The sequence below is a fragment of the Aeromonas sp. S15(2024) genome (genome assembly GCF_041402265.1).
Classification (GTDB): Bacteria; Pseudomonadota; Gammaproteobacteria; order Enterobacterales; family Aeromonadaceae; genus Aeromonas; species Aeromonas dhakensis.
The window spans coordinates 719077-741448 of the sequence record NZ_JBGLQY010000001.1 but is presented as its reverse complement, the minus strand read 5'-3'; the positions used below and the strand labels follow the sequence as shown (position 1 = coordinate 741448).

25 protein-coding genes are annotated in these 22372 nt (G+C 62.8%); 4 read left to right on the top strand and 21 right to left on the bottom strand.

Going from position 1 to position 22372, the window contains the following annotated elements:
- Positions 1-79 precede the first annotated feature (79 nt).
- Positions 80-982, top strand: coding sequence for a LysR family transcriptional regulator (locus ACB033_RS03485; protein ID WP_010634428.1), 903 nt, complete (start codon positions 80-82; stop codon positions 980-982).
- A 25-nt stretch (positions 983-1007) separates the two neighbouring features.
- Here ACB033_RS03485 and ACB033_RS03480 read toward each other — a convergent pair whose 3' ends face one another.
- Positions 1008-1424, bottom strand: coding sequence for a hypothetical protein (locus ACB033_RS03480; RefSeq protein ID WP_139725966.1), 417 nt, complete (start codon positions 1422-1424; stop codon positions 1008-1010).
- Positions 1425-1490: 66 nt separating this feature from the next.
- Between ACB033_RS03480 and ACB033_RS03475 the strand changes: the two genes are divergently transcribed.
- Positions 1491-3221: a formate--tetrahydrofolate ligase gene (locus tag ACB033_RS03475; RefSeq protein WP_139725967.1), complete on the top strand. Its 1731-nt coding sequence runs from the start codon at positions 1491-1493 to the stop codon at positions 3219-3221.
- A 126-nt stretch (positions 3222-3347) separates the two neighbouring features.
- On the opposite strand, the gene ACB033_RS03470 is transcribed toward ACB033_RS03475, so the two are convergent.
- Both ACB033_RS03470 and folE read right to left on the bottom strand, forming a co-directional pair.
- Positions 3348-5003: a methyl-accepting chemotaxis protein gene (locus ACB033_RS03470; protein ID WP_139725968.1), complete on the bottom strand. Its 1656-nt coding sequence runs from the start codon at positions 5001-5003 to the stop codon at positions 3348-3350.
- Between the two features lie 395 nt (positions 5004-5398).
- On the bottom strand, positions 5399-6055 hold the full coding sequence (gene folE / locus ACB033_RS03465) for a GTP cyclohydrolase I FolE (protein ID WP_005299391.1): 657 nt from the start codon (positions 6053-6055) through the stop codon (positions 5399-5401).
- A 304-nt stretch (positions 6056-6359) separates the two neighbouring features.
- Here folE and moeA point away from each other — a divergent pair, with 304 nt between their 5' ends.
- Positions 6360-7586 carry a molybdopterin molybdotransferase MoeA gene (gene moeA / locus ACB033_RS03460; protein WP_139725969.1) on the top strand — a complete coding sequence of 409 codons (1227 nt, stop codon included), beginning with the start codon at positions 6360-6362 and terminating at the stop codon, positions 7584-7586.
- Positions 7583-8338, top strand: coding sequence for a molybdopterin-synthase adenylyltransferase MoeB (moeB, locus tag ACB033_RS03455; RefSeq protein WP_139725970.1), 756 nt, complete (start codon positions 7583-7585; stop codon positions 8336-8338). The genes moeA and moeB overlap by 4 nt, the downstream gene beginning before the upstream one ends.
- 77 nt (positions 8339-8415) lie before the next feature.
- Here moeB and ACB033_RS03450 read toward each other — a convergent pair whose 3' ends face one another.
- From ACB033_RS03450 to ACB033_RS03365, 18 genes are all read right to left on the bottom strand, one after another.
- The gene (locus ACB033_RS03450) at positions 8416-8706 is read right to left on the bottom strand and encodes a Bor family protein (RefSeq protein ID WP_017410450.1); all 291 of its coding nucleotides are present in this window, start codon (positions 8704-8706) and stop codon (positions 8416-8418) included.
- Between the two features lie 173 nt (positions 8707-8879).
- Positions 8880-9155 (bottom strand): Bor family protein, encoded by a 276-nt coding sequence (locus ACB033_RS03445; RefSeq protein WP_240041788.1) that lies wholly within the window; start codon positions 9153-9155, stop codon positions 8880-8882.
- Positions 9156-9206: 51 nt separating this feature from the next.
- Positions 9207-10028, bottom strand: coding sequence for a hypothetical protein (locus ACB033_RS03440; RefSeq protein ID WP_338325307.1), 822 nt, complete (start codon positions 10026-10028; stop codon positions 9207-9209).
- Positions 10018-11061, bottom strand: coding sequence for a plasmid segregation protein ParM domain-containing protein (parM, locus tag ACB033_RS03435; RefSeq protein WP_236672607.1), 1044 nt, complete (start codon positions 11059-11061; stop codon positions 10018-10020). Before parM ends, ACB033_RS03440 begins: the two co-directional genes overlap by 11 nt.
- A gap of 103 nt (positions 11062-11164) precedes the next feature.
- On the bottom strand, positions 11165-11941 hold the full coding sequence (locus ACB033_RS03430) for an alpha/beta fold hydrolase (RefSeq protein WP_162519930.1): 777 nt from the start codon (positions 11939-11941) through the stop codon (positions 11165-11167).
- A gap of 64 nt (positions 11942-12005) precedes the next feature.
- Positions 12006-13082: a molybdenum ABC transporter ATP-binding protein gene (gene modC, locus ACB033_RS03425; RefSeq protein WP_139725972.1), complete on the bottom strand. Its 1077-nt coding sequence runs from the start codon at positions 13080-13082 to the stop codon at positions 12006-12008.
- Complete coding sequence (modB, locus tag ACB033_RS03420; RefSeq protein WP_011705491.1) at positions 13079-13759, bottom strand: molybdate ABC transporter permease subunit; 681 nt, start codon at positions 13757-13759, stop codon at positions 13079-13081. Before modB ends, modC begins: the two co-directional genes overlap by 4 nt.
- Before the next feature lie 153 nt (positions 13760-13912).
- The gene (modA, locus tag ACB033_RS03415) at positions 13913-14641 is read right to left on the bottom strand and encodes a molybdate ABC transporter substrate-binding protein (protein ID WP_139725973.1); all 729 of its coding nucleotides are present in this window, start codon (positions 14639-14641) and stop codon (positions 13913-13915) included.
- A 103-nt stretch (positions 14642-14744) separates the two neighbouring features.
- A complete protein-coding gene (gene moaE / locus ACB033_RS03410) occupies positions 14745-15218 on the bottom strand; it encodes a molybdopterin synthase catalytic subunit MoaE (protein ID WP_139725974.1) in 474 nt (157 codons plus the stop codon).
- A 2-nt stretch (positions 15219-15220) separates the two neighbouring features.
- Positions 15221-15466 carry a molybdopterin synthase sulfur carrier subunit gene (moaD, locus tag ACB033_RS03405; RefSeq protein ID WP_139398839.1) on the bottom strand — a complete coding sequence of 82 codons (246 nt, stop codon included), beginning with the start codon at positions 15464-15466 and terminating at the stop codon, positions 15221-15223.
- Positions 15463-15987 carry a cyclic pyranopterin monophosphate synthase MoaC gene (gene moaC / locus ACB033_RS03400; RefSeq protein ID WP_139725975.1) on the bottom strand — a complete coding sequence of 175 codons (525 nt, stop codon included), beginning with the start codon at positions 15985-15987 and terminating at the stop codon, positions 15463-15465. The genes moaD and moaC overlap by 4 nt, the downstream gene beginning before the upstream one ends.
- 9 nt (positions 15988-15996) lie before the next feature.
- Positions 15997-16503 (bottom strand): molybdenum cofactor biosynthesis protein B, encoded by a 507-nt coding sequence (gene moaB, locus ACB033_RS03395; RefSeq protein WP_139725976.1) that lies wholly within the window; start codon positions 16501-16503, stop codon positions 15997-15999.
- A gap of 268 nt (positions 16504-16771) precedes the next feature.
- A complete protein-coding gene (locus ACB033_RS03390) occupies positions 16772-17362 on the bottom strand; it encodes a cytochrome c3 family protein (protein ID WP_005299345.1) in 591 nt (196 codons plus the stop codon).
- Positions 17363-17373: 11 nt separating this feature from the next.
- Positions 17374-17829 carry a nitrate reductase cytochrome c-type subunit gene (locus ACB033_RS03385; RefSeq protein WP_005299342.1) on the bottom strand — a complete coding sequence of 152 codons (456 nt, stop codon included), beginning with the start codon at positions 17827-17829 and terminating at the stop codon, positions 17374-17376.
- Positions 17829-18704 carry a quinol dehydrogenase ferredoxin subunit NapH gene (napH, locus tag ACB033_RS03380; protein WP_371140332.1) on the bottom strand — a complete coding sequence of 292 codons (876 nt, stop codon included), beginning with the start codon at positions 18702-18704 and terminating at the stop codon, positions 17829-17831. The genes ACB033_RS03385 and napH overlap by 1 nt, the downstream gene beginning before the upstream one ends.
- The gene (gene napG, locus ACB033_RS03375; protein ID WP_017783901.1) at positions 18701-19435 is read right to left on the bottom strand and encodes a ferredoxin-type protein NapG; all 735 of its coding nucleotides are present in this window, start codon (positions 19433-19435) and stop codon (positions 18701-18703) included. The genes napH and napG overlap by 4 nt, the downstream gene beginning before the upstream one ends.
- Positions 19436-19450: 15 nt before the next feature.
- A complete protein-coding gene (gene napA / locus ACB033_RS03370) occupies positions 19451-21940 on the bottom strand; it encodes a nitrate reductase catalytic subunit NapA (RefSeq protein ID WP_371140331.1) in 2490 nt (829 codons plus the stop codon).
- Between the two features lie 147 nt (positions 21941-22087).
- Positions 22088-22351, bottom strand: a complete 264-nt coding sequence (locus ACB033_RS03365; protein ID WP_017779249.1) for a chaperone NapD — start codon at positions 22349-22351, stop codon at positions 22088-22090.
- Positions 22352-22372 lie beyond the last annotated feature (21 nt).

Below are 22372 nucleotides of genomic sequence, written 5' to 3'. Positions count from 1 at the left end.
AACAGCCAAGATGCTAACCTCCATACCGTATATAGATAATCAGCGATTTATTAAAATAATTATCAACTGAGAGTGAAAGATGGACCAGATAGCCGCCATGCGCACCTTCATCAAGGTGGTGGAGTGTCAGAGTTTTACCAAGGCCGCCAACCAGCTCGGCATCTCGGTCGCCATGACCTCCAAGCTGATGCAGCAGTTGGAGGAGTCCCTCTCCACCCGGCTGCTGTCGCGCACCACCCGCCAGGTCAACCCCACCGAGGCGGGCCAGTTCTACTACCAGCGCTCCCAGGCGCTGCTGGCGGAGCTCGAAGAGACCCACAGCCAGCTGACCCGCAACAACCAGCAGCCCCAGGGCACCCTCAAGCTGTCGGTGCCGATGGATTTCGGCTACCTGCACCTCTCCCCCGCCCTGCCGCTGTTTCGCGAACGCTACCCGGATCTGAAGCTGGAGATAGAGTACAGCGACCGGCGGGTGGCACTGGTGGAAGAGGGGTTCGATCTGGCGCTGCGCATCGGCAACCTGCCGGACTCCTCCCTGGTGGCCAAGCCGCTGGCCATGATGCGACTGGAGGTGTGCGCCAGCCCGGGCTACCTGGCCCGTCGGGGCACGCCGAACAGCCCGGAGGATCTCAAGCAGCACGACTGCCTGCTCTATACCCTGACCCAGCCGGACTGGGTATTCAAACGGGATGGCGAGCAGCTGAGCGTGCGCCCGCAGGGGCCGCTGCGGGCCAACAACGGGGTGGCCCTGACCCGGGCGGCCTGCGACGATCAGGGCATCATCTTGCAGCCAACCTTCATCGTCGGCGATGCGCTGCGATCCGGCGCCCTGGTGTCACTGCTGCCGGAGTGGGAGAAGGGGCAGGTGGGGCTCTATGCCCTCTATCCGCACCGCCGTTTCGTCTCGGCCAAGGTGCGCTGTTTCATCGAATTCGTGCAGGAGCGCTATCTCGCCCCCCACTACTGGGATCGCAAGGCTTAACACCTTTGCGGCGGTGATGGAATGGCTATGAGGCGGCACTCTCGGCAGGCAGCGGCAACTCGGCCACCAGCAGCACATCGCGCAGGTTCAGCTGCCAGCGCGGCAGCCGCTGGCGCAGGGTCGCCAGCTGCTCATCGCCGAGGGCATAGGGCAGAGTGATGTGCAGGCAGTGGCAATCGAGCATGCCGGCCAGTTGCAGGATCAGGATGAGGTTGGCCTCGTCGGTCTTGTGCTTGTTGATGCGTTTGGCCAGCTCGTAGCGAAAGTGGGTCTCCGGATCCTGGGTCATCGCCTGCCAGCCATAGCCAAACAGCGGAATGAAGGCGCTGACGATGCCAAGGGCGGTGAGCGGCTGCTTGGGCGGGTGATAGAGGGCGTTGAGATCCAGCTCGATGGGCGTTAGATGCAGCTCACGATTGCCGGACAAAATATTATTACTCATTGGATAACCCTCTTGATTCCACTAGACTTCGCCGCATATTTGACCTGACATGCCAACGAGGTGCTGATGCTAAGCGATATCGAGATCTCCCGCCAGTCCCCCCGTCTCTCCATTCATGCGCTGGCCGAGCGCCTCACCATCCCTTCGCACCAGCTGAGCCCATACGGCCACTACAAGGGCAAACTCAGCCTCGAGCTGCTCAAGTCGCTCCCCAAACCGGCGGGCAAGCTGGTGCTGGTGAGCGCCATCACCCCCACCCCGCTTGGCGAAGGCAAGACGGTGACCACCCTGGGCCTCTCCATGGGGCTCAACCACATCGGCCAGCCCAGCATCGCCACCATCCGCCAGCCGAGCCTCGGGCCCGTGTTCGGGGTCAAGGGGGGCGCCGCCGGCGGCGGTCACGCCCAGGTGGTGCCGATGGAGGAGATGAACCTGCACCTCACCGGTGACTTTCACGCCCTCACTGCCGCCCACAATCTGGCGGCGGCGGCCCTCGATGCCCGCCTGTTCCATGAGCGCAAACTCGGTGACCAGTTCAGCGCCAGAACCGGCCTGCCTCGGCTCGATATCGATGCAGACCACATCCTCTGGCCGCGCACCCTCGACATGAACGACCGCGCCCTGCGCCACCTCACCATCGGCCAGGGCAGCGCCGCCGATGGCGTCGAGCGCAGCGATCGCTTCGTCATCACCGCCGCCTCCGAGCTGATGGCCATTCTGGCGCTGGCGAGCGATCTGAACGATCTGCGTGCGCGCATCGGTCGCATCCAGCTGGCCCGCGACCTGCACGGCAACCCCATCACCGCCGAGCAGCTGGAAGTGGCGGGTGCCATGACGGTGCTGCTCAAAGAGGCCCTGCAGCCGACCCTGATGCAGACCACGGAGCAGACCCCGGTGCTGGTGCACGCCGGCCCCTTTGCCAACATCGCCCACGGCAACTCCTCGGTGATCGCCGATCGCATGGCCCTCGGCCTCACCGACTACGTGGTGACCGAGGCAGGCTTTGGCTCCGATATGGGGCTGGAGAAGTTCTTCAACATCAAGAGCCGCCAATCCGGCCTGACCCCGGCCTGCGTGGTGCTGGTGGCGACGGTGCGCGGCCTCAAGGCCAACAGCGGCCTGCTCGACATCCGCCCGGGCCAGCCGCTGCCCCAAAGCCTGCTGGGCGAGGATCTGCCGACCCTGACGCAGGGCTGCGCCAACCTCGGCTGGCACATCGCCAATGCCCGCCGTTACGGCGTGCCGGTGGTGGTCGCCATCAACCGCTTTCCCACCGACAGCGAGGCCGAGCTGGCCTTGTTGGCCCGCGAGGCGATGCAAGCCGGCGCCTCTGGCTGCGCCATCTCCCACGCCTTTACCCAGGGCGGAGCTGGCGCCAGCGAGCTGGCCCGGGCGGTGGTGGCCGCCTGTGAGCAGCCAGGCCTGGTCAAACTGCTCTACCCAGACGAAGCGAGCCTGGACGCCAAACTGGCGACCCTGGTGGAGTGCGGTTATGGCGGGCGCGGCGTGCGGCTCTCGGACAAGGCGCGCCACCAGCTGGCGCAACTCTCCGCCGAGGGATGGGGCCACTTGCCTGTCTGCGTGGCCAAGACGCCGCTCTCCATCAGCCATGATCCGGCCCTCAAGGGGGTACCGACCGACTTCGAGGTGCCCATCGAGGAAGTAAAGCTCTGCGCCGGCGCCGGCTTCGTCTATGCCCTGGCGGGCCCCATCATGACCATGCCGGGCCTTGGCAGCCTGCCGGCCTACCGTCATATCGATATCGACGAAAACGGCGAGATAGTCGGCCTGAGCTAAATGGCCGGATAAAGGATCTGGCGTTGGCCGATGACGCTGCGCTCATCGACCCTGCGATCAACAAACCTGCCAGAAACAACAAGGCCCCGTCACTGGACGGGGCCTTTTGCTATCTGCCAAACGCTCTTAGAGGGTAAAACGCTGGGTCATATGGTGCAGCGTATTGGCCAGCTTGCTCAGCTCGACACAGGCCTGGGCGGTCTGTTGGGCCCCCAGGGCGTTCTCGTCGGCCGCATTGTGGATGTTGACGATGCTGCGGTTGAGCTCCTCGGTCACCGCATTCTGCTCCTCGGTGGCGGTGGCGATCAGCGTGTTCATGTCGGTGATCTGGGTGACGGCACCGTTGATGGTGTCGATGCTGTTGCCCGCCTCCCGCGCCAGCCCCACGCTCTCCTGCATCTGCTGGCGACTCAGCTGCATGGCGCTGCCCGCCTCAGCGGTGCGCTCCTGCAACACTTCGATCATCTTGCTGATCTCGGCGGTGGAGTTCTGGGTGCGCTGGGCGAGGGAGCGCACTTCATCGGCCACGACCGCAAAGCCGCGCCCCTGTTCACCGGCGCGCGCCGCCTCGATGGCCGCGTTGAGGGCCAGCAGGTTGGTCTGCTCGGCAATGCCGCGAATGACATCAAGCACCATGCTGATGTTGGTGCTGTCCTGCTCCAGCTGCTGCACCACGGCGCCCGCCTGCTCAATCTTGACCGACACCTCCTCGATGCTGCTGATGGCGCTGCGCACCACCTGGTTGCCCTGGGTCGAGGTGCGGGAGGCATCCTTGGCGGCGCTCATGGCGTCCGTGGTGTTGCGGGCCACCTCAAAGACGGTGGACTGCATCTCGTTCATGGCGGTGGCGACCTGGGAGACCTCGCTCTGCTGGCGGGCCATGCCGGTGGCGGACTGCTCGGAGATGGCACTCACCTCCTCCACCGCGCTGCTGAGCTGGCTCACCGAGCCGGCGATTTCGCTCACCAGATCCGCGAGCGAACCCTGCATGCGATCGATGGCGGCGCCGAGCTGGCCCAGCTCGTCACGCTTGAAGCGACTGCCGCGGATCCACTCCTGCAACTCGCTCTTGCCCAGATCACCGCTCGCGATGCGCTGGGCCTGGCGGGCCAGCATCACCAGCGGATCGCGGATCTGGCGGGTCAGCACGGTGGAGAGCGCCCCCGCCAGCACCAGACCCAGTACCAGCGCCACTATGATGCTCAGCTTGGCGCTGTCAAATGCAGCCACCACCTGGGCACGGGAGCCCACGGAGTAGCCGTGGTTGATGCGGATCAGGTCCCCCACCGACTTGGCCAGGTTGGTGTAGAGGGTGATCCCCTCGCTCATGAACAGCTGCTGGGCCTCGGCCAGCTGGCCGCCATCCTGCATCTGCCGGATGCGCTGGTGCAGGGCCACGTACTTGTCCCAGTCCTGCTTGACGATGTCGAAGGTGCGCCGCTCTTCCACGTCCTCCGCCCAGATGGTGGCATCGTGCGCCTTGACCTGCCGGGCGACCTCTTGCAGGGTCTGCTCGCCAAGGTCGCGATAGTGGGCTTTCTGCTGCGGATCGGCCGCCACCAGAAACACATCCAGTTCATAGCGGCGCAGGGTATTGATGGTCTCGCCCAGGGTGCTGGTGCGCACCACGGCGGGCAAGATGCTGTCGGTAAAGCCGATGGCGGCCCGGTTCATGTTGCCAAACTGCAGCAGCGAGAAGCCGCCGATAAAGGCCATCATCAGGCCGAGCATGGCAAAACCCGCGGTGAGTTTCTTGCCGATGGTCATGGTACTGGTATTCATGGCATGTCCTGGATATGAGTGAACAGATAACGCTCGTCTGAACCGTACGCATACGGCCCGCGGTCACCGCCTCCATGGCGGCTCATCCAGCCTTGATGAATATATGTCCTTGCATGAACGAGGCGACATTTTTTACAAGATGCCCGGCTGAGCGCAGGTCTCTTATCGACAGACCCACCCGGCCAAGAGAGCAGCCAAAGCCTGGCACCTTGAAGACTTGAACGTACTCCCGAAAGATGCGCACAAGCCATAACGGGATATATCGACCGAGGGTGTCCATCCCTTGAGGAAAATTGTCGGTGCGACCATCCGGCAGCCAGCGGGCCGTCAGGGGCAGTGAAAAAAGAGGGGAAAGCGAGGAGACATGCCGCAGTGGCGACACATCTCCTGGCAGATCAGCCTTTCAGACCGGCCAGAAACTCGGCACGGGTATCAGGCTGGGTCTTGAAGACGCCACCCAGGGAGGTGGTGGTGGTGTAGGAGGTGGAATCCATCACGCCGCGGGCCTTCACGCAGAAGTGGGTCGCCTTGATGCTGATGGCCACGTCCTTGGTGCCGAGCAGGGTCTGCAGCGCCAGCAGGATCTGCTGGGTCAGGCGCTCCTGCACCTGGGGACGGCGGGCAAAGAACTGCACGATGCGGTTGATCTTGGAGAGCCCGATCACCTTGCCGCGGGGGATATAGGCCACGTGGGCCAGCCCGTCGATGGTGACGAAGTGGTGCTCGCAGGTGCTGGTGAGGCTGATGTCCCGCACCATGATCATCTCGTCCACCTTCATCTTGTTCTCGATCACCGTCACCTTGGGGAAGGTGGCGTAATCGAGGCCGGAGAAGATTTCGTTCACGTACATCTTGGCGATGCGGTGCGGTGTCTCTGCCAGACTGTCATCGGCCAGATCCAGCCCCAGCGTCTCCATGATGGCGCGCATGTGGCCCTCGATCTTCTCCCGCTTCTGCTGGCCGTCCAGGGTATTGGCCACCAGAGGTGTTTCGAGGCCCTCAGCCTCGAGGGCGGCCCTGACCAACAGGGCTTCCCGACTTAAGCTCGTCATCTTGTTCCTCTCCCACGCTCAGGGACTGTGATGGCCGCCTCGCTATGACGGCACTCGGTTGTGGCGCAATAGTAGACGGCGATTATTGTCATAATTCAAGCTAACTCAAGCCCGTTCCCTGACTTTATGCCAATCTGGCGGCTTTTACTTCGCCGGCGCTACCCATACGGGGGGAGGCCCGCAGCCCGGTCGCTGCCTATCTGTACAGCCAAACGGTTTTATCCTGCTGCAACCTGCCCATCGGCATGGATTTTTGGGATAATCCGCCCTTCACACCCCCTCCATCACACAATGAGGTCATGACATGGGATTTGATACCAGCGGACTACTCCCCCTGAGCGACGCCCTGCAGGGCATGCTGGCACAGCTTGACGGCTGTTGCGACAGCGAACAGTTGCCCTTGCCAGAGGCCCTTGGCCGGGTACTCGCCGCGGATATCGCCTCCCCCCTCAGCGTGCCCCCGTTCGACAACTCCGCCATGGACGGTTATGCGGTGCGGCTGGCGGATCTCGCCAACGGCGCGCCCCTCATCATGGCGGGCAAGGCCTTTGCCGGTCAGCCCTACCAGGGTGAGTGGCCCGCCGGCCACTGTGTGCGCATCATGACCGGCGCCCCGGTGCCGGCCGGGACGGATGCGGTGGTGATGCAGGAAGAAACGCAGGCCGACGGCGACAGGATCACCTTTCTGACCACCCCGGTGCCCGGCCAGAACATTCGCCGCCGCGGTGAAGACATCCGCGAGTGCGCCAGCGTGCTTGCTGCCGGTACTCGCCTCACCGCCCGGGAGATGCCGCTGCTGGCCTCCCTCGGCATTGCCACTGTGCCGGTGCGTCGGCCGCTGAAAGTGGCCATCTTCAGTACCGGTGACGAGCTCAAGCCGGTCGGCACCCCGCTTGCCCACGGCGACATCTACGACTCCAACCGCTACGGCGTGCGGGCCATGCTGGATCGCATGGGCTGCGATTGCCTCGACCTTGGCATCATCCCGGACGATCCGGCCCAGCTGCGCGCCGCCTTCCAAAAGGCCGACCGCGAGGCCGACGCCCTCATCACCACCGGCGGCGTCTCGGTGGGGGAAGCAGACTTCACCAAGCAGTTGCTGGAGGAGCTTGGCGAAATCGGCTTCTGGAAGCTGGCCATCAAGCCGGGCAAGCCGTTTGCCTTCGGTCGCCTGCCCCACGCCTGGTTCTTCGGCCTGCCGGGCAACCCGGTCTCCGCCATGGTCACCTTCGATCAGCTGGTGCAACCTGCGCTGGCCAAGCTGGCAGGCCAACGCTTCGAGCGCCCGCTCCAGTTGCAAGCCACTGCCGCAGAGCCACTCAAGAAGGCGCCGGGCCGGCTCGACTTCCAGCGCGGCATCCTGACTCAGGGGCCCAACGGCCTGGAAGTGCGCAGCACCGGCTCGCAGGACTCCGCCGTGTTCAGCTCCCTGTCGCGGGCCAACTGCTACATCGTCCTTGAGCGCGAGCGGGGCCGGGTCGCCACAGGGGAAACCGTCACCGTCGAACCGTTCGGGGGATTGCTGCTGTGAGCGAAATCCTGAGCGACGCCGAGCTCTTGCGCTACAACCGCCAGATCATCCTCAAATCCTTCGATTTCGAGGGGCAGGAGGCGCTCAAGCAGGCTCATGTGCTGGTGATCGGCGCCGGTGGCCTGGGCTGCGCCGCCAGCCAGTATCTGGCGGTGGCCGGGGTCGGCCGGCTCACCCTGGTCGATTTCGACAAGGTGGAGCTCTCCAACCTGCAACGCCAGGTGCTGCACACCGATGAGCGTATCGGCCACCACAAGGTGGACTCTGCCGCCCACTCCCTGCGAGCCCTCAACCCCTGGCTTGAGGTGAAGACCCACGCCGCCGTGGCCGACGAGGCGCTGCTCGATGCCCTGTTGCCACGCCACCAGCTGGTATTGGATTGCACCGACAATCTGGCCATTCGCAACCTGCTCAACCAAAAGGCCCGCCAGCACGGCGTGCCGCTGGTCAGCGGCGCAGCCATCCGGCTGGAGGGCCAGATCTGCAGCTTCACCTGGCAGCAGGATGAGCCCTGCTACGCCTGCCTCAGCGCCCTGTTTGGCGAGCAGGCGCTCACCTGCGTCGAGGCGGGGGTGCTGGCTCCTGTGGTGGGACTGGTGGGCAGCCTGCAGGCGCTCGAAGCCATCAAGCTGCTGGCTGGCATGGGCAGGAGCTACAGCGGCCGTCTGCTGATGATCGACGGCCTTGGCGGCACCTTTCGCGAGATGAAGCTGCCCAAGCGTCCCGACTGCCCGGTCTGCTCGCACGGATGAACCACCCCAGCGAGCCTTTGCACCAACAAAAAAGCCGACCCCTGGGTCGGCTTTTTGCAGCATGCGTACGGCGGGGATTAACCGGCGCAGTAAACACGCGCCTCGCGCGGGGTGTAGACACCGAAGGTCACAGCGCCCAGCAGGCCATTGAGGAAGGTATGCTGCGCTTCGACACGCACTACCTTGTCGGCACCGTTGCAAACGGCTGCGGCGTCGATGGTTTTGCTCTGGCCCAGGCCGGAGATGAAGAAGTGGTGGGTCACTTCTTTGGTGGGTTTCACTGCATTACCGGAATGCACGGTAAAACCTTGCTGAGCACAGCCCGCCATCATCATTGCAACGGCTGCAGTCAATACCATTTTTTTCATTTTATTATCCCTGACAATATTATTTTTCCGGCTATGCCGGCGCCACACAAAGAAACATTCCCGTTAATTATCAATAATATAAACAGAGAGGTGTTCCTAGGTGCGCGCACACTATCAAAATCCAGAGAGGGCAACAAGGCTTTATTTGAGACTTTATTATGTCAGCCCAAAAATCACAGACTGCAATAAACTCGGGCCGTCCTCGGGGTATATATTCCCAACGTCAAGACGGTCATCAAGGTATCCTGCGGGCTCTGTTGCATTTCCAATCGCACCACTTTTTTCGGGTCACCATGGCAGGCCAGAGCAGCATCGACCATCTCACTCTGGCCAACCCCCGCCAGTACGAAATCATGGCTCACTTCTCGGGTTGGCTGACCCGGGTTACCTTCGTGTACGAAGAAGGTTTGCTGGGCACACCCCGACAACAACAAGGCGCAGCACGCCATCCATACTATTTTTTTCATCTCTCTTACTCTGGCGATGGTCGGTAGAAAGCCTTAGAAGATCCCTTTGGCCTTGACCTTTTTCATGTTGGCCACCTGGTTGGAGAGATCTTCCACCAGCGGCTCGGCCTCCCCCGCGGCCGTCATTTGGCGACCAGGGGCACTGGCCAGACGCTGGATCAACCGATGCTGCTCACGAATAAGCCGCGACTGCTCTTCCAGTTGGCGAGAGAGCTGTTGAATGCTGCTCTGCAGCGGCGCCAGGTCCTGCTCACCAGTCGCTGATGGCAACTTGCCCGCGATCGCCTCGGCCAGCTGTTCATGATCAAGAGGAGCTGGCATTCCCTGCCGCAACTCATCCCACAGCTCGGTTGGTTGCTGCTCCCCAAGCCGGCTGACGATCTCTTCCACCAGACTGTCCGAAGAGGGCACGGCGGCTTGCTGACCCAGACGCTGAACGATTTCATCCACCAGCCCACCGGTATCACCCTGGCCAAGCCGGGGGGATAATCTGGCCACTATCTGCTCGACCATAACATCGGCAGCAGGCTGCGCCGAGGCACTCCCCTCTCCCAGGTTGAAGCCACAACTGGCAAAGGCATGACGCAAGGTGGTCATACTTACCTGGTCGGGCCCCAACGCATTGGCAATCGCCTTGCAGAGGTTGGGCGCCAGCACATACATGAACATGCCGGAGAGATAGATATCCTTATGAAAACGACTCTTGGAGAAGTCGAACTCCTCACTGCCATCCTGGATCTTGCGAGCCCGTTGATACCAGTTCTGCAATACCCCGACCGCGTAACGATCAGACTCCAGCGCGCCCGGATCCATGTAGATGGAGAAGGTCATGCGCTTGAGTTGACTACTCATCATCGACCTCGGCCATCACGGCAGCTTCACGGTACACTTCCTCTTCTTCCGTGGTGTAGAGGCAGATCTCGCGCGCCAGAGCTGACTGGGCATCGTCCAGCAGCTCGACCCTGTCGCCCAGAGTCGGGTAAGCGTTCTTGATTGCTTCGTGGATAAGCGATGCCCCGCCCCCGACCAAGTAAACGCGGTTCGGGTTCTTGGCAAACTTCTTCGCTTCATGCGCCACCTGGGAGCCCAGCTCGTCGATCTTGTTTTGCATCTTCTCGAGGATCTTGGGGATCTGGCTCTCATCATTCACCACGTCGCGCACGAAGCTCATGTCGTGACGGCGCTTGATGAACTCGTTAGCCACCAGGTAGCTGGAGTCACTGTCCGCCGCTGCCAGCGCCTTGCGGGTCGCGTCGGTCACCATGGAGACACCGATCTCGTTGTTGCCGTAGACATCGGAGACGTCGTCAAACTCGCCGACGATGATCCCCATGTCCAGGGTGGTGCCGCCACAATCGATCACCAGGGTCTTGGTGAACTCGTTGCAGCCCGAACCGATCAGACGGGAGAGCGCCGCAGGCAGGCTCTCCGGCATCACTTCCACACTGACGATGTTGAACAGTTCTCCCTTGTTGAGGGAGATGGCCCGCATCAGGTTGCGACGCTTCTTCTCGATCTTCTCTTCATTGCGCTGACAATCGTCCGGGTTGTAGAACTCGGTGATGGGGAGAGTCACGGTGATGGCTACGTCACAAGGGATCACACCGGTCTGTAGCAGGGCATGATGCACGGAGAGCAAGTTGAGATCGTCGTACTGGTACTCCACGTGGGTGGTTGCCAGCGACTTGTCGGACGTGGCGTCATAGGTGTACTTGGTATTGCCTATCTCGTAGTTGTAGATCTTCTTGTCCTTGCGCAAAGCGGCGCTCTTCCAGTCCTTGCGAAAGGAGTTGGGAGAGATGATGGTCTTGAGCACCTTGTTCTCAATCCAGCTCACCTTAACGTTGGTTGAACCATCATCGATGGCCATTTTCATTACTTCAGACATGAGGAAATACCTGTTGATAGAGCAAAATGGGTCCGATTGCCTTGCCTTTTGGTGTGGCAAGGCGATCGGACCAATACATACACGGGATAAAAGGGCGACCAGTTTAATGAGTTTCTAAAATTCGGTGAAGCAAATGATTGAAGCCGGAGGGATCTTCCGCCGGCCAGGCGTGATGGCCGTTGGGGGTGTGGATGGTGGCGTTGGGCAGGGAGGCGAACTGTTCCACCCGTTTGGCGAGCGGCAGATAGTCGTGGCTGGTGGAGATGATGGCCACCGGTTGCCAGATGTTGCCGAGCCGGGCACGCACCGACCAGCCGGGCAGCGCCTCCAGCAGCGCCTTGTAGGTTTTCTTTTTATTGCGCACGAAACGCAGCCGGAAGGTGTGACGCACCTGGGCAAGGTCGGGGCCGGGAAAAAGCTCGCGGCCGAGCCACCAGGCGAGTGGCCGCAGGCCGAACCAGCGCAGCCACTTGAGGCGCTGGGCAAAACGCTCCTGCTCTTTTGGCGTCTCCAGCAGAAATTCGCTGCAGCCGTTGACCAGCACCAGCCCCTGCACCTTGTGGGGCAATTGCAACGCCAGCTCCAGCGCCACCATGGCCCCCAAGGAGAGCCCCACCACCCAGGCGGGCTCAGGCTGTTCATCGAGCCAGTTCACCACGTCCGCCGCCAGGGTCGCTACGTCGAACGGCCCCTCCTGCATGCTCTGGCCGTGGCCGCGAAGATCCAGCGCCACCACCCGGTAGTGTTCGGAAAAGCGTTCGATCTGCGCCTGCCAGTCGAGGCTGGAGGAGCCCAGCCCGTGCAGCAGCAACAGCAAGGGGCCCTCCCCCGCGCTGCGCAGGGCAAGACCGTTGAATTTCATCACCTGATTGCGGCGCATCAGTTCATTGCCTCTCGACTCATCCGCTGAACCATCCTGATTTTCTGCCTCTTCTGCAATCCGCTCAACCCTCGCTGACCAGGCTCACCGCCTTGATGTAGGCGTAGATCTGCTGGTTCGGGGCGAGCGCCAGCCGTCTGGCGGAGCGGCTGGTGATCCGGGCCAGCAGTATCTGCTGACCCAGCGCCAACTGCAACAGGGTCTGGCCGGGGCGCACCTCGCGTTCGGCCAGCAATCGGGTGGTGAGGCAGTTGGAGAGGCTGGAGTGCTCGATGGGAGTGGTGGCGATCACCACGTCCCGCCCGGCCACCTTGATCTGCAGGGGGCCGCCGTCGTCCGGCACCTGGGTCATGGTGACTCGCAACTGCTGCTCGCCGAGCTGCAGGGTCGCCATCTGCTCCTCTTCATCGTAGTGAGAGAGGCTCGCCGCCAGCATCACCCCGGCGTCGTCGCGACTGGCGAGCGAGAGATCGGTGCGGGCGAAGATCTCGCTCGGCCTCCCTTGCGCCTCCACCCGGCCATCCGCCAGCAGCACCAGCTGATCGCAGAGCAGGCTCACCTCCTCCATGGCATGGCTGACGAAGATCATGGGAATGCCGCTCTCCTGCTGCAAACCCTTGAGCACGTGGGCCTGATGAATGCGGCTGCGTCTGTCCAGCGCAGAGAAAGGTTCATCCAGCAGCAGCAGATCGGGTTCGGCCAACAGGGCCCGGGCCAGTGCCACCCGCTGGCGCTGGCCGCCGGAGAGGCCGTGGGCCGGCTGGGGCAGCAGTTCGGCAAAACCAAGCCGGGTCGCCAACGCCTCGGGTTGCCAGCGCCCCCGCCCCTTGCGGGCCGCCAGCTGCAGATTGCCGAGCACGCTCAGATGGGGGAAGAGACGCGAATCCTGAAACACCAGGCCGATGCGGCGCGCCTCGGGCAGCAGATCGCTCAGCGCCCTGCCCTGCCAGTTCAACGTGTCGCCCGGCGCCCTGTCCAGCCCGGCGATGATGCGCAGCAGGCTGCTCTTGCCGCAGCCGGAGGGGCCGAACAGACCGAGGATCCCCCCAAGCTCCAACGCCAGTTCACAGTCGAGGGTAAAGGCGCCGAACGCCCGCCTCGCCTTGAGATGCAGCGGTTGCGCCTTGCGGGTGTCGCTCATCCGAACAGCCTCCGTTGCCGGCGCTGCAGCACCCCGTACACCAGCACCAGCATCACCAGCGAGAAGCCCATCAGGCCGCCTGCCAGCAGGTGGGCGTTTTGATAGTCCATCGTCTCCACGTGATCAAACAGGGCGATGGAGAGCACCTGGGTCTCACCCGGGATGTTGCCGCCAATCATCAGCACCACCCCGAACTCCCCCAGGGTGTGGGCAAAACCGAGCGCCGCCGCCATCACGAAGCTGGGCAGCGTCATCGGCAAGATGATGTGAAAGAAGCGCTCCAGCGGCCCGAGCCCCAGGGTCGCGGCGGCCTCCAGCTCCTTGTTGCCCATGTTGACGAAGGCGGAGGTGAGGGGCTGCACCACGAAGGGGAGCGAGTAGAGGATGGAGGCGAGCAGCAGACCGGTAAAACTGAAGGCGAGCGGCGCCCCGAAGGTGTCGCGCCACCAAGCGCCCAGGCCATAGGAGGGGGAAAAAGCCAGCAGCAGATAGAAGCCGAGTACCGTCGGCGGCAGCACCAGCGGCAGGGCCACCAGGGCCTCCACCACGGGTCTGAGCCTGTGCTGGCTGCGCGACAGCCACCAGGCCAACGGCGGCGAGAGCAGCAGCAGGATGGCGGTCGTGCTGGCTGCCAGCCTCAGGGTGAGCCAGACCGCCAGCAGATCCCCTTCACTCATCAGACTCACTCCCAATGCCAGATCCAGCACCAGGCACATCGATTGAGCCGCATTTCCAGATGAATTCAGGCAACGGCATGGTGTGCATCCTTATCGCAAGAGTGGGCCGACCCGAGGGCCGGCCACTCATCAGTCAGGTGTATGGTTGCGCCATCACTGGGGCAGCGCATAACCCGCCGCCTTGATCTCTGCCTGACCCGGCCCCTTGAGCCAGGCCACCAGCGCCTCGACCGCCTCCCCTTTCTTCAATACCAGCCCCTGCTGTTCAATGGGTGGATAGAAGTCGGCCGGCACGGCCCAGGCTTCACCGGTCTTGCCCGCTTCCACCAGGTTGGCCCAGGCGACGAAGCCCAGCTCTGCGTTGCCGGTATCGACGAACTGCCAGGTCTGGCCGATGTTGGTGCCGGTCAGCAGGCGGTACTGCTTGGGATCGATCTTGAGATGGTCGAGGGTCGCCATGGCGGCGGTGCCGTAAGGTGCGGTTTTCGGGTTGGCGATGGCGAGGTTACCCTTCCAGCTGCGCAGGGTTGCCTCGTCAGGCGCAGGCCCCCCCTTCTGCCACAGACCCAGCTGGCCGATGGCGTAGGTGAAACGCTCGCTGCCCTTGCCCTCCTGCTCCAGCTTCTGCGGGGTTTTCACATCGGCGGAGAGGAAGAGGTCGAACGGGGCGCCGTGGCTTATCTGGGTGTAGAGCACCCCGGTCGCGGCGGAGGAGATGGCCAAGGTGTGGCCGGTCTTGGCGGTGAACGCCTTGCCGATGCGCTCTATGGTGCCCTTGAAGTTGGCGGCCACGGCCACCTTGACCTCGTCGGCCTGCACAGCACCTGCCTGCAGCGCACTGGCGCAGACCCCGGCGATCACAACGGATAACAGCGGTTTCATTCCTTTACCTCCTGAATGGGGCCGCTTCTATCGCTCCCCAGCCAAGGGGGCGGCCCCGAAAACAGGGGCTGCAGCTCCCGATGAGCCGGCCCCCTTGAACAGGTCAAGCTTGCCAGCGGGCGGCGGCAGTGTTGTCGCTCTCCTTGGCCTCGACCCAGCGTTGTACTCCTTCGGCGGTCAGCTCTTTTTTCCAGAACGGCGCCCGGGTTTTCAAGAAATCCATGATGAAGTGGCAAGCCTCGAAGGCGGCCTCGCGGTGGACACTGCTCACCACCACCAGCACGATCTGATCGCCGAGCAGCAGCTCGCCGATGCGGTGGATCAGGGTGCACTCCTGCAGGGGCCAGCGGCTGCGGGCATCGGCCACTATGTCCGTCAGCGCCTTCTCGGTCATGCCGGGGTAGTGCTCGAGGGCCAGCCCCTTCACGTGCTCCCCCTGATTGAAGTCGCGCACCTTGCCGACAAAACTGACCACGGCGCCGGTGTCCTGCCGAGCGGCGAGACGGGCATATTCGTCGGCCAGCGAGAAGTCTTCCCGCTGCACCAGAATGCGATCGGTCATGGTTGTCTCGCTCATCATCAGCCTCCGGTCACCGGCGGGAAAAAGGCGACCTCATCACCATCATGAAGGGGCGTATCCAGCGGCACCAGGGTCTGGTTGACCGCCACCAGCAGCTTGCCCGCTTCCAGCGCCAGCGCCCACTTGTCGCCGCGCTGGCACAAGGCGGCGCGAAGCGCCTCGGCACTGGCGTAGTCACAGGGCAGGCTCAGCTCGTCGCAGGCCACCAGCTCTCTGACTTGCGCAAAAAAGAGTACCTTGATCATGCGTTTTCTCCTGCACCGGCATTCAACTGGAAGTGACCGGACTTGCCGCCCTTTTTCTCCACCAGACGTACCTGTTCGATCACCATGTCCTTTTGCACCGCCTTGCACATGTCGTAGATGGTCAGTGCCGCCACCGACGCGGCGGTCAGCGCTTCCATTTCCACCCCTGTCTTGCCCGAGAGCTTGCAGAGGGTGCGAATATGGACCCTATTTTGCGCCGCCTGGGGTTCTATCTCTACCTCCACCCGGGTCAATGCCAGCGGATGGCAGAGGGGAATGAGATCCGAGGTCTTCTTGGCCGCCATGATGCCGGCGATGCGGGCGGTGGCGAACACGTCCCCCTTGTGGTGCTGACCGCTCAGGATCAGTGCCAGGGTGTCGGGAGCCATGGCGACAAACGCCTCGGCGCGGGCTTCACGCTCGGTCACCAGCTTGTCGGTCACATCCACCATGTGGGCTTCGCCGCTCTGGTTGAGATGGGTCAGGCCGGACTGAGGCTGCTTGGATTCGGTCGGGTTCATCAGAGGCCCTCAAAGATGGGAGACAAAGTTGCACGGCTTGGTGCGGGCATCGAGCTGATCACGGATAAGTTTCTCCCACCCCAGCTGGCAGGCACCGGTAGAGCCCGGCAGGCAGCAGATCAGGGTGCGATTGGCGAGACCCGCCAGCGCGCGGCTCTGCATGGCGGCACCCTTGATGTCGGCGAAGGAGAGCTGGCGAAACAGTTCGCCAAAGCCCTGCACTGTGCGCTCGAACAATACCCCGACCGCCTCGGGCACCCGGTTTTGTTCGTTGAAGCCGGTGCCGCCGTTGATGAGCACCACCTGCACTCCCTCATCGGCGATCCAGTCGCTCACCTGGGCGCGAATACGAAACAGATTATCGGGGCAGAGCGCCCGGTCGGCCAGCTGATGGCCCGATTTAGCGAGGGCGGAAACCAGATAGTCGCCCGAGCTGTCATCGGCAGCGGTGCGGCTGTCGGAGACCGTCAGCACGGCGATCTTGAGGGGAATGAATGCGTTGTGTTTCTGTCCCATGGGCAGCTCCTGATGGCAAAGGACCGTGAGCAAAGAGAAGAAGAAAAGCGGCCAGGATCCCGGCTGACAGCGCTCGCTGGTGGCACGGTCCATGCCCGCCCGGGCTGAACCTTTGACCTTGCTGTCATGCGCTGCGACTCACGGCGGGCCGATTCTATCAAAACTCCCGCCAGAGGGGGGATTTAAAGGAGGCACAGTGGTGCTTTTGCCCTGGCCGGGCGAAATATGAACGAGGCCGGGTGAACCCGGCCTCGTTGCTGGTGCAGGCTTAGAAGCCCTTCACCCCTGTCATGTCGGGCAGCTGGTGAGCAATGCCCTTGTGGCAGTCGATACAGGTGCTCTCGCCGCTGGCCAGGCTGGTGGAGTGCATCTGGGCACCCCGCTTGCCTTGCAGGGAGAAGTCCATGTATTCGAAGTTGTGGCAGTTGCGACACTCCCTCGAATCCGTGTCCTTCATCCGCTTCCACTCCCGCTCGGCCATCTCACGCCGGTGCGACTCGAACTTCTCGCGGGTGTCCACCTTGCCGGTGATCATGCCCCACAACTCCTTGGAGGCCTGCACCTTGCGGATGATCTTGTAGGTCCACTCGTGCGGCACGTGGCAATCCGGGCAGCTGGCCCGCACGCCGGAGCGGTTGGCATAGTGGATGGTGTCGCGGTACTCCACGAACACGTTGTCCTTCATCTCGTGGCAGCTGGTGCAGAACTTTTCGGTGTTGGAGGCTTCCATGGCGGTGTTGAAACCGCCCCAGAAGATGACCCCGCCGAAGAAGCCCATCAGCAGCAGTACCCAGAGGGCTGCCTTCGAGGGGGACTTGAAGGTGGTCCACAGACGCTGGATAAAGCCGGGTAATTTCATCTATGGGTTCCTCAGTTCAAGGCTTCAACTGGTTTAAACGTATTTTCCACCAGCGGCTTGGCATCCGCTTGCGGCACGTGGCACTGCAGGCAGAAGTAGCGGCGGGGGGACACTTCTCCCAACGTCATGCCGTCACGGGTCTCGAAGTGAGTCGGGCTGATCTTGGGGGCCTTCATGGCGCTGGCGTTCTTGAAGCTGTGGCAGGCCAGGCACTTGTTGACCTTGTTGTCCACTTCATAGTTGCGGGTGTCGTGGGGGATCAGCGGGGGCTGATGCATGTACTGGCGATCGTAGAGGTCACCATCCTTGCGAAAGTTCTTCATGGGGGCAGCATCGGCATCCGTCACCAGATCCGTGCTCCCCCGTTCCGACTTGATGCCCCCCGTGCTGTTGGTGATCTCGGGGACTGCCGCCATCAAGGAACCTGCCATCAGACAGGCCAGCATTGCTCCAATCAGCTTCTTCATTATTTGTTCTCCGACGTTTTCTCTGCCTTGACGGCAAAACCTACAGTGATTTCAAAAACTTGCTCCGCGCAGACATCGATGCAACGGCCGCAGTTGGTACACTCCTGAGCCGCAATCAAGGGCCCGTGACCACGCTTGGCACCGTGAACGGGGCCGCGCAGGATGGGGCGCTCCGGGCAGACTGCATAACAATCCATGCAGTTGCTGCACCGCTCGCGCCCCTTGGCAGAAATCTTGATGAACCCGACCCGGTTGACCAGGGCATAGAAGGCTCCCACCGGACAGAGGTGACCGCACCAGCCCCGTTCCACCACGAAGAGGTCGAACAGGAACAGCACCGCCAGCAAGGCCCAGCCCGCCCCCATGCCAAACAGCAGGCCACGCAGGGTGAGCGACACCGGATTGACCAGCTCCCACACCAGCACACCAGCGATGGCCGGCGCCACCAGCACCATGGCCAGCAGCCAGTAGCGGGTGGAGCGGCTGAACTGGCCGTTGCCCTTGAGCCCTAGCCTCCCCCTGAGCCAGGCGGCGGCATCCGTGACCAGGTTGACCGGACAGACCCAGGAGCAGAACACTCGCCCCCCGACCAACCAGTAACCGGCCAGCACGATGACAGCCCCCAGCCACAGGGTGGAGATAGGCCAATGGCCCGCCGCCACCGACTGCAGCAGGGTCAGCGGATCCGTGAGCGGCACAGTCTCCAGCAGCAGCGAGCTGGAGAGGTTGCCCTCGAGGATCCAGCTGCCCGCCAGCGGTCCCAGCAGGAACAACCCCAGCACGCCAAACTGGCAGAGCCGGCGCAGCAGCAGGAAGCGGTGTGACCGCCACCAGCCCAGCCTGGCCGTGGCTTCGGCTCCCGGATAACGACTCATAGCCCCTCCGGTTTGCGGGTTGGCAGGGTGAGCCTGTCGCCGATGAGCGACTTGCCCGCCTTCGCCTTCTCTTCCCAGCCGAGCCGGTAGTGGTGGCCCAGCTCTCCCTTGGCTAGCTGGCGAGGCACCACCTTGATGGCCGCCTCTTCCAGCACGCAGGCATGTTCGCACTTGCCACAACCGGTGCAGACATCGCTGTGCACCGTGGGCAGGAACATGGCGTGCTTGCCGGTGCGCTGGTTGTGCTGCAGCTCCAGTGTGATCGCCTTGTCAATCAGCGGGCAGACCCGGTAGCAGACATCGCAACGCAGCCCCAGGTAGTTGAGGCAGGTCTCGTGATCGATGAGCACCGCCACCCCCATCCGCGCCTGATCGATGTCGGTCATGGCCTGATCCAGCGCCCCGCTCGGGCAGGCCGCCACGCAGGGGATGTCGTCACACATCTCGCACGGCACGGCGCGCGCCTTGAAGTAGGGGGTACCGGTGGTCACGGGTTCAAACAGCCGGGCGAGCTTGAGGGTGTCGTAGGGGCAGGCCTCGACGCAGAGTCCGCAGCGCACGCAGGCGCCGAGGAACTCGGCCTCGTCGAGGGCAGCCGGCGGGCGCAGCGCCTGGGCAGGCATGGCCTGCACCTGCTGGCGCGCCATGCCGCCAAGCCCCACGCCAAGCAGGCCCACACCGCAGGCCCCCTTGGCCATGTCGGCCAGAAACTGGCGCCGACTACGACTCATCTCGCGCTCCCCGCCTTATGCCTTGACGACCTTGACGGCGCACTTCTTGTAATCCGTCTCTTTGGAGAGCGGATCGGTGGCGTCCAGGGTCAGCTTGTTGACCAGCTGGCTCGCGTCGAAGAAGGGCATGAATACCAGTCCCTTGGGCGGACGGTTGCGACCGCGGGTCTCGACCCGAGTCTTCACCTCGCCACGGCGGGAGGAGACGATCACCTCTTCACCACGGCGCACGCCACGGGCCTTGGCATCTTCCGGGTGCATGAACAGCACCGCATCCGGGAAGGCGCGATAGAGCTCGGGGACCCGGCGGGTCATGGTGCCGGTGTGCCAGTGTTCCAGCACGCGGCCGGTAGAGAGCCACATGTCGTACTCTTTGTCCGGTGCCTCGGCGGCCGGTTCATAGGGCAGCGCGAAGATCACCGCCTTGCCATCGGGCTTGCCGTAGAAACGCACCCCCTCGCCCGCTTTCACATAGGGGTCGAACCCTTCGCGATAGCGCCACAGGGTCTCTTTGCCATCCACCACAGGCCAGCGCAGGCCACGGGCTTCGTGATACTGATCGAACGGCGCCAGATCGTGGCCATGGCCGCGCCCGAAGGTAGCGTACTCTTCGAACAGCCCCTTCTGGACGTAGAAACCAAAGTGCTCCGCCTCGTCGTTCAGGGCCCCCTTGCTCTGCTCTTTCGGGAACTGGTTGACCTGACCGTTGGCATAGAGCACGTCGAACAGAGTCTTGCCCTTCACTTCCGGCATCTTGGCGATAATCTCCGCCGGCCACACCTCTTCCACGGTGAAGCGCTTGGAGAACTCCATCAGCTGCCACAGGTCGGACTTGGCCCCTTCCGGTGCCTTCACCTGCTGGTGCCAGAACTGGGTGCGACGCTCGGCGTTGCCGTAGGCCCCCTCTTTCTCCACCCACATGGCGGTCGGCAGGATGAGGTCGGCCGCCTGGGCGGTCACGGTCGGGTAAGGGTCGGACACCACGATGAAGTTGGCCGGGTTGCGATAACCGGGCAGCGCCTCTTCGTTCATGTTCGGGCCAGCCTGCATGTTGTTGTTGCACATCACCCAGTAGGCGTTGAGCTTGCCATCCTTGAGCATGCGGTTTTGCAGCACGGCGTGGTAGCCCACCTGCTCCGGGATGGTCCCTTCCGGCAGCTTCCAGATCTTCTCGGCAATGGCGCGGTGCTTGGGTTCGGTCACCACCATGTCGGCTGGCAGACGGTGGGCGAAGGTGCCCACTTCACGGGCAGTACCGCAGGCGGAGGGCTGACCGGTCAGGGAGAAGGGACCGGAACCCGGCTGGGAGATCTTGCCGGTCAGCAGGTGAATGTTGTAGCAGAGGTTGTTGGCCCAGACACCACGAGTGTGCTGGTTGAACCCCATGGTCCAGTAGGAGACCACCTTCTTGCTCGGATCGGCATAGAGCTGGGCCAGCTTCTCGAGCTTGTCCTTGGAGACGCCGGAGAGCTTGGAAACGGACTCCAGATCGTAATCCGCCACGAACTTGGCGAAGTCGTCGAAGCTCATCGGAGTGGAGTCGCCGTTGTCCGGGTTCTTGGCCTTCTGCTGCAGCGGGTTGGTGGGACGCAGGCCGTAGCCGATGTCAGTGGTGCCCTTGCGGAACTGGGTATGCTTGTTGACGAACTCCCAGTTCACCTTGTCATTCTGGATGATGTAGTTGGCGATGTAGTTGAGGATCGCCAAGTCGGTCTGCGGGGTGAACACCATGCCGTTGTCCGCCAGCTCGAAGCTGCGATGCTCGAAGGTGGAGAGCACGTGCACCTGCACTTCCTGGTGGGACAGGCGGCGATCGGAGATGCGCGACCAGAGGATGGGGTGCATCTCGGCCATGTTGGAGCCCCACAGCACGAAGGCATCGGCCTGCTCGATGTCGTCGTAGCAGCCCATTGGTTCATCCATGCCGAAGGTACGCATGAAGCCCACTACCGCGGACGCCATGCAGTGACGGGCATTGGGATCCAGGTTGTTGGTACGCAGACCAGCCTTCATCAGCTTGGCGGCGGCATAGCCTTCCCACACGGTCCACTGGCCGGAGCCGAACATGCCGACGGCGGTCGGGCCCTTCTCTTTCAGGGTGGCCTTGAACTTCTCGGCCATGATGTCGAAGGCCTGATCCCAGCTGATGGGGGCGAAGTTGCCGTTCTTGTCGAACTTGCCATTGGTCATGCGCAGCATGGGCTGGGTCAGCCTGTCCTGGCCATACATGATCTTGGACAGGAAGTAACCCTTGATGCAGTTAAGACCGCGGTTGACCGGTGCATCGGGATCGCCCTGGGTCGCCACGACGCGCCCATCCTGGGAACCCACCAGCACGGAACAGCCGGTACCGCAGAAACGGCACGGCGCCTTGTCCCACTTGATGGCAGTCTTGTCGGTACTGGTGATCAGATTGGCCGCCAGCGTGGGGGCACTGACACCAGCCACGGCAGCGGCTGCCGCCACCGCGTTGGCCTTCATAAAGTCGCGTCGACTCAGCTTCATGGCATATCCTCACATTGCTTATCGCGTAAGTTGTCGAGTGTATCGAACTGGTTTTGGCTCAGGGCGGCGAACTAGAACCCTGGCGTCATTTTTCTGTGCATCCATGGCGGCCATCATGATGAGTCACGCAGGCTCGACCTTATGGCGCTACTCCTTGCACTGGGCATCGAGCTCATCGAACTGGTGGTAAATCAGGGCGGCGGACAGCACGCCCGGCATCGCATTGATGGCGTCGATGGCCGTCATGATGGGCCGCTGGCTCGGGCCTTCCAGGGTCACCACCAGCTTGCCCTCGTCACTGACTGCATGGATCTCGGCCCCCTCGAGGGTGGCAATCTGCTCTGCGAGCCGGTGACGCAAGGAGGGCTGGGTCAACACCACCAGGCTCGATACATGGAACTCTTGTTTCATTGTGGCTCCTGCTTCACACAC

What these genes read in the sequence shown, in the direction of transcription:
- ACB033_RS03485 (WP_010634428.1), top strand. Translation starts at nt 80, where the DNA reads ATGGACCAGATAGCCGCCATGCGCACCTTCATCAAGGTGGTGGAGTGT.
- ACB033_RS03480 (WP_139725966.1), bottom strand. Translation starts at nt 1,424, where the DNA reads ATGAGTAATAATATTTTGTCCGGCAATCGTGAGCTGCATCTAACGCCC.
- ACB033_RS03475 (WP_139725967.1), top strand. Translation starts at nt 1,491, where the DNA reads ATGCTAAGCGATATCGAGATCTCCCGCCAGTCCCCCCGTCTCTCCATT.
- ACB033_RS03470 (WP_139725968.1), bottom strand. Translation starts at nt 5,003, where the DNA reads ATGAATACCAGTACCATGACCATCGGCAAGAAACTCACCGCGGGTTTT.
- folE (WP_005299391.1), bottom strand. Translation starts at nt 6,055, where the DNA reads ATGACGAGCTTAAGTCGGGAAGCCCTGTTGGTCAGGGCCGCCCTCGAG.
- moeA (WP_139725969.1), top strand. Translation starts at nt 6,360, where the DNA reads ATGGGATTTGATACCAGCGGACTACTCCCCCTGAGCGACGCCCTGCAG.
- ACB033_RS03450 (WP_017410450.1), bottom strand. Translation starts at nt 8,706, where the DNA reads ATGAAAAAAATGGTATTGACTGCAGCCGTTGCAATGATGATGGCGGGC.
- ACB033_RS03445 (WP_240041788.1), bottom strand. Translation starts at nt 9,155, where the DNA reads ATGGCGTGCTGCGCCTTGTTGTTGTCGGGGTGTGCCCAGCAAACCTTC.
- ACB033_RS03440 (WP_338325307.1), bottom strand. Translation starts at nt 10,028, where the DNA reads ATGATGAGTAGTCAACTCAAGCGCATGACCTTCTCCATCTACATGGAT.
- parM (WP_236672607.1), bottom strand. Translation starts at nt 11,061, where the DNA reads ATGTCTGAAGTAATGAAAATGGCCATCGATGATGGTTCAACCAACGTT.
- ACB033_RS03430 (WP_162519930.1), bottom strand. Translation starts at nt 11,941, where the DNA reads ATGCGCCGCAATCAGGTGATGAAATTCAACGGTCTTGCCCTGCGCAGC.
- modC (WP_139725972.1), bottom strand. Translation starts at nt 13,082, where the DNA reads ATGAGCGACACCCGCAAGGCGCAACCGCTGCATCTCAAGGCGAGGCGG.
- modB (WP_011705491.1), bottom strand. Translation starts at nt 13,759, where the DNA reads ATGAGTGAAGGGGATCTGCTGGCGGTCTGGCTCACCCTGAGGCTGGCA.
- modA (WP_139725973.1), bottom strand. Translation starts at nt 14,641, where the DNA reads ATGAAACCGCTGTTATCCGTTGTGATCGCCGGGGTCTGCGCCAGTGCG.
- moaE (WP_139725974.1), bottom strand. Translation starts at nt 15,218, where the DNA reads ATGAGCGAGACAACCATGACCGATCGCATTCTGGTGCAGCGGGAAGAC.
- moaD (WP_139398839.1), bottom strand. Translation starts at nt 15,466, where the DNA reads ATGATCAAGGTACTCTTTTTTGCGCAAGTCAGAGAGCTGGTGGCCTGC.
- moaC (WP_139725975.1), bottom strand. Translation starts at nt 15,987, where the DNA reads ATGAACCCGACCGAATCCAAGCAGCCTCAGTCCGGCCTGACCCATCTC.
- moaB (WP_139725976.1), bottom strand. Translation starts at nt 16,503, where the DNA reads ATGGGACAGAAACACAACGCATTCATTCCCCTCAAGATCGCCGTGCTG.
- ACB033_RS03390 (WP_005299345.1), bottom strand. Translation starts at nt 17,362, where the DNA reads ATGAAATTACCCGGCTTTATCCAGCGTCTGTGGACCACCTTCAAGTCC.
- ACB033_RS03385 (WP_005299342.1), bottom strand. Translation starts at nt 17,829, where the DNA reads ATGAAGAAGCTGATTGGAGCAATGCTGGCCTGTCTGATGGCAGGTTCC.
- napH (WP_371140332.1), bottom strand. Translation starts at nt 18,704, where the DNA reads ATGAGTCGTTATCCGGGAGCCGAAGCCACGGCCAGGCTGGGCTGGTGG.
- napG (WP_017783901.1), bottom strand. Translation starts at nt 19,435, where the DNA reads ATGAGTCGTAGTCGGCGCCAGTTTCTGGCCGACATGGCCAAGGGGGCC.
- napA (WP_371140331.1), bottom strand. Translation starts at nt 21,940, where the DNA reads ATGAAGCTGAGTCGACGCGACTTTATGAAGGCCAACGCGGTGGCGGCA.
- ACB033_RS03365 (WP_017779249.1), bottom strand. Translation starts at nt 22,351, where the DNA reads ATGAAACAAGAGTTCCATGTATCGAGCCTGGTGGTGTTGACCCAGCCC.